The following is a 4,145-nucleotide window of genomic DNA, read 5'->3' as shown; positions in this document are numbered from 1 at the left end:
GGGTCTCCTCCGGCTGGTCCATGCGTACGAGCCTACTCGCGCCCCGGGCCGCCGCCGGGCCGCCCGCCTCCCGACGGGGAGGGCTCGGCGCGCGGTGACGACGGCGTGGACGCGCTCGGCCGACGCGGCCGGCGCCTCCTCAGTCGCGCCGGGCGCTGAGGAGGCAGGCCGCCGTGCCCGCCGCCGCCGCGAGCAGGACCGCCCCGGCCAGGGAGCCCAGCGGGAGCGGCACGGCGCCGGTGCGGGCGCTCTCGACGAGGGCGGTCACCGCGCGGCGGGCCGGGGAGGGCGCCGCGACCCAGGCCAGCAGGGAACCCAGGCCGCCCGCCAGCACCGCGAGCCCGCGTCCCCGTACCAGCGGCCGGCTGCACACCGCGCCCACGGCCGCCCCCGTGAGCGCGCACACCGCTACGGCCACCGCTCCGGCCAGGGCGGCGCGGAGCGGGGAGTGTCCGGCGAGGTCGCCGCAGAGCAGGGCGAAGGCGGCCCCCGCGACGCCGGCCGACAGGGCCCCGGCCAGGGCGGTCAGCAGGGCCGCCGCGTGCACCCGGAGCGGCCCCGCCGCCGCGGCGGCGACGGCGCGGGCGGCCGGGGGCTCGGCGGTGACGCAGATCCGGACCAGCCAGGCCGTCTGCGGCACGAGCCCGGCGGCGGCGTAGCCGAGGGAGTCCAGTGCCGGATCGCCGGGCCGGACCCCGACGGCCACGAAGGCGGCGTAGACGACGAGCGGGGCGATCCAGCGCTGGGAGCGCAGCAGGAGCGCGGCCTGGTAACGCAGCAGGGCGGTCACTTCGGTTCCTCCACGGCGCGGATGTGCCAGGGCGGCCGGGCGGTGAGCAGCTCGCGGAGCAGGGCGTCGGAGCGGGCGGCGTCCACCGTCAGCACGTACCCGCCGCCGGGGGCGGGCGCGGCGGCCGGGCCCGGGGGCGGTTCGGCGCCGGGCGGGCCGACCGCGTGGATGCGTACGGACGGCCCGTGCGCGGCCGCCGCCTCGGGGGTCAGGGTGCCGCCCCCGATCCGGTGGTGGGCGTCGGGGAGGCCGGCGAGGCGGGCCGGGTCGTGGTCGACGAAGACCACCGTGCCTCCGGCGGCGGTGCGTTCGGTGACGGCCCGGTCCAGTTCGGCGCGGGCCGGGCCGTCCAGCCCGGTCCACGCTTCGTCGAGGACGAGCAGCCCCGGCTCGGCGAGCAGCGCCTGGGCGACGGCCACCTTCTGGCTGGTCCCCTTGGAGAGTTCGGCCATCGGGGTACGGGCGTACGCGGCGGCCCCGAACCGTTCGAGCCCCTCGGCCGCCCGGCGGGCCGCCTCCGCGCCCGGCAGGCCGTGGACCCGGCCCAGGTGGGTCAGGTAGGAACCGGCCGTCAGGGGCAGGGCCGCCGGGAAGCGTTCGGGGACGTAGGCGGTGCGGGGCGGGCGGCCGGCGACGCGCCCCTCGGTCGGCGTGTCGAGGCCGGCGATGATCCGCAGCAGGGTGGACTTGCCGCCGCCGTTGCCGCCTTCGATCCGGACGAGGGCCCCCGCCGGCAGCTCCAGGCGGACGTCGCGCAGCACCCAGGGCCGCCGCCTTCCGTAGCGGCGGCCCACTCCGGTGAGGTTCAGTGCGCGGCCGCCGTTTCGGTCACCTCGCTCGGGCGGACCATGACGAAGCCCTCCCCGCTGAGCTTGAGCTGGACGGCCTCGCCGGAGCCGCCGCGGATCATCGAGCCGACTGACTGGGAGCGGTGCAGCCCGGTCTCCAGGGCGGCGCTCCAGCCGACGACCGCGTCCGTGTCGACGTACACCGGCGCCTGCGCGGTGACCGGGATGATGATCGGGTTGCCGTCACAGACGACGGCGAGCTTGCCGGTGCCGGTGAAGAGGCTGTTGAAGAGGCCGCCGCCGGTCATGCCGGCGCCCTTCACCATCTTGATCTCGTAGGACAGGCTCGAGTCGAAGCACAGGACGTTGCGCCCGTTGATGGTCAGGGCGTCACCCGGCTCGAAGTCGATGATGAAGCAGTGGCCCGCCTGATGGGCGAACCAGGCCTCGCCCTGCCCGCGTACGGACATCAGCGCGAGCCCTTCGCCGGTGACGGCCCGCTTGAGCATGCCGCCTATGCCCTGGCCCTTGCGCTCGAACTGGAGGTTGCCGCGGAAGGCGACCATCGCGCCCTGACGGGCCAGCATCTCGCCGTTGACGGCGTACTTGACGGACTTGGCGTTCTGGAGGGTCATGCCCGGCGCGGCGGACGGCTTGACCAGGTTCTCGGACGCGAAAAGCTCACTCTGCATGGGCATGATCCTCACCCGGAGCGCGTACCCGCGACATCCTCCTCAAGGCGGAGGCTGGCATCCTTGGGCGGATGAGCACCAAGGACACGACCGATACCTCAGCCGTACCCGCCGTACCCGCCGTCGGCGCGGACAGCCCGTTCCGCGAGGGGCACGCGCCGCGCGACGAGGCGCCGCAGTTCGTGCTTCCGCTGGTCGTGCGGATCGAGAAGGCGGACCCGCCGGCCCGGACCGACGCGCTGGAGACGGCGGCCCGCGCGGTCCTGGTGCTGCTGACGGACGATCGGGCGCACGGCGAGGGCGAGTGGGCCGGGGCGGTGCGCGACTGGCAGGACGCCCGGATCCGCAAGGTGGTGCGGCGGGCCCGCGGGGCGGAGTGGCGCAAGGCCGGGACCCTGCCGGGCATCACCGTGCAGGGGGACCGGGCCGAGGTACGGGTGTTCCCGCCGGTGCCGCTCGACGGCTGGCCCAAGGAGCTGGCCAAGCTCCAGGTTTCGGGCACCGACCTGGATGACCCGGAGCCGGTGACTCCGGTGGATCCGGCCGGGGCGGAGCTGCCCGTGCTGTGGCTGAACCCGGATCTGGACATGTCGGCGGGCAAGGCGATGGCCCAGGCCGGGCACGCGGCACAGCTGGCGTGGTGGGAGCTGGACCCCGCCGAGCGCGAGGCGTGGCGCGACTCCGGGTTCCGGCTGGCCGTGCGCACCGCCCCGCGCGAGCGGTGGTCCGGGCTCAGCGGGAGCGGGCTGCCGGTGGTGCGGGACGCGGGGTTCACCGAGATCGCGCCGGGCTCCTGCACCGTCGTCTCGGACCACCCGGCGCTGCGGGCCCGGCTCTGACGTCCCGCCGGTCCGCCCCTCCGGCCGGGCCCGGCCGCCGGGAACCTCAAATGTTGCTCTGAACGTCTCCCCCTCGCGGTTGACCCGGCGTCGCCCGGGCCATCACATCGGCATACGGACCGATGAGCACGGATGCGGACCGGTGAGGGCCGGCGGGGGCCGGCGAGAGGGGGGCGAGGGGACATGAAGCCCATGGCACGCCTGGGGGTGGGCATCGGCTGGCGGCCGGAGATCGCGGACGCCGTGGAGCGGCTGGAGCACCTGGACTGGGTCGAGGTGGTCGCCGAGAACATCTGCCCGGGCCACCTGCCCGCGTCCCTGCTGCGGCTGCGCGAGCGCGGGGTGCGCGTCGTCCCGCACGGGGTCTCCCTCGGCCTCGGCGGCGCCGACCGTCCCGACCCGGAGAAGCTGGCCGCGCTCGGGGAGCGGGCGGTGGTGCTGGGCGCGCCCCTGGTCACCGAGCACATCGCCTTCGTACGGACCTCCTCGCCCGCGCTGGAGGCCGGGCACCTGCTGCCGGTGCCGCGGACCCGGGACGCGCTGGACGTGCTGTGCGAGAACGTCCGGATCGCGCAGGACGCGCTGCCGGTGCCGCTGGCCCTGGAGAACATCGCGGCGCTGGTCTCCTGGCCCGGTGAGGAGCTGACGGAGGCCCGGTTCCTGACGGAGCTGGTGGAACGGACCGGCGTACGGCTGCTCATCGACGTGGCCAACCTGCACACGAACCGGGTCAACCGGGGGGAGGACCCGGCGGCCGTGCTGGACGCGATCCCGCTGGAGGCCCTCGCGTACGTGCACGTGGCCGGGGGCGTGGAGCGGGACGGCGTGTGGCACGACACCCACGCCCACCCGGTGCCGCCGGTGGTGCTCGACGTCCTGACGGCGCTGCGGGAGCGGGTGGACCCGCCGGGCGTCCTGCTGGAACGCGACGACGACTTCCCGGCGGAGACGGAACTGGCGCACGAACTGACCCGGATCCGGGAGGTGGTGACGGGCACGGGCACCGCCGCCGCCGGTGCGGGCGCGGACACGGGCG

At 76.1% G+C, this 4,145-nt stretch carries 5 protein-coding genes; 2 read left to right on the top strand and 3 right to left on the bottom strand.

What is annotated here, in order from left to right:
- Nucleotides 1-139: 139 nt before the first annotated feature.
- Genes ACFV0Q_RS39120 through ACFV0Q_RS39110 form a run of 3 tightly spaced genes read right to left on the bottom strand, consistent with a single transcriptional unit; the run spans nucleotide 140 to nucleotide 2,270 of the window.
- Nucleotides 140-790 (bottom strand): ABC transporter, encoded by a 651-nt coding sequence (locus tag ACFV0Q_RS39120; RefSeq protein WP_385012543.1) that lies wholly within the window; start codon nucleotides 788-790, stop codon nucleotides 140-142.
- Nucleotides 787-1,599, bottom strand: a complete 813-nt coding sequence (locus ACFV0Q_RS39115; protein WP_385012545.1) for an ATP-binding cassette domain-containing protein — start codon at nucleotides 1,597-1,599, stop codon at nucleotides 787-789. The genes ACFV0Q_RS39120 and ACFV0Q_RS39115 overlap by 4 nt, the downstream gene beginning before the upstream one ends.
- The gene (locus ACFV0Q_RS39110; RefSeq protein WP_385012542.1) at nucleotides 1,596-2,270 is read right to left on the bottom strand and encodes an AIM24 family protein; all 675 of its coding nucleotides are present in this window, start codon (nucleotides 2,268-2,270) and stop codon (nucleotides 1,596-1,598) included. Before ACFV0Q_RS39110 ends, ACFV0Q_RS39115 begins: the two co-directional genes overlap by 4 nt.
- 71 nt (nucleotides 2,271-2,341) lie before the next feature.
- Between ACFV0Q_RS39110 and ACFV0Q_RS39105 the strand changes: the two genes are divergently transcribed.
- Both ACFV0Q_RS39105 and ACFV0Q_RS39100 read left to right on the top strand, forming a co-directional pair.
- Nucleotides 2,342-3,109: a peptidyl-tRNA hydrolase gene (locus ACFV0Q_RS39105; RefSeq protein ID WP_385012540.1), complete on the top strand. Its 768-nt coding sequence runs from the start codon at nucleotides 2,342-2,344 to the stop codon at nucleotides 3,107-3,109.
- 183 nt (nucleotides 3,110-3,292) lie between these two features.
- A partial coding sequence (locus tag ACFV0Q_RS39100) for a DUF692 domain-containing protein (RefSeq protein WP_385012538.1) occupies nucleotides 3,293-4,145 on the top strand: 853 nt, incomplete at its 3' end.

It is taken from the genome of Streptomyces sp. NPDC059564, assembly GCF_042735575.1.
Classification (GTDB): domain Bacteria; phylum Actinomycetota; class Actinomycetes; order Streptomycetales; family Streptomycetaceae; genus Streptomyces.
Note: the sequence above shows the minus strand (reverse complement) of the source record. Positions and strands in the feature narration are given on the sequence as shown.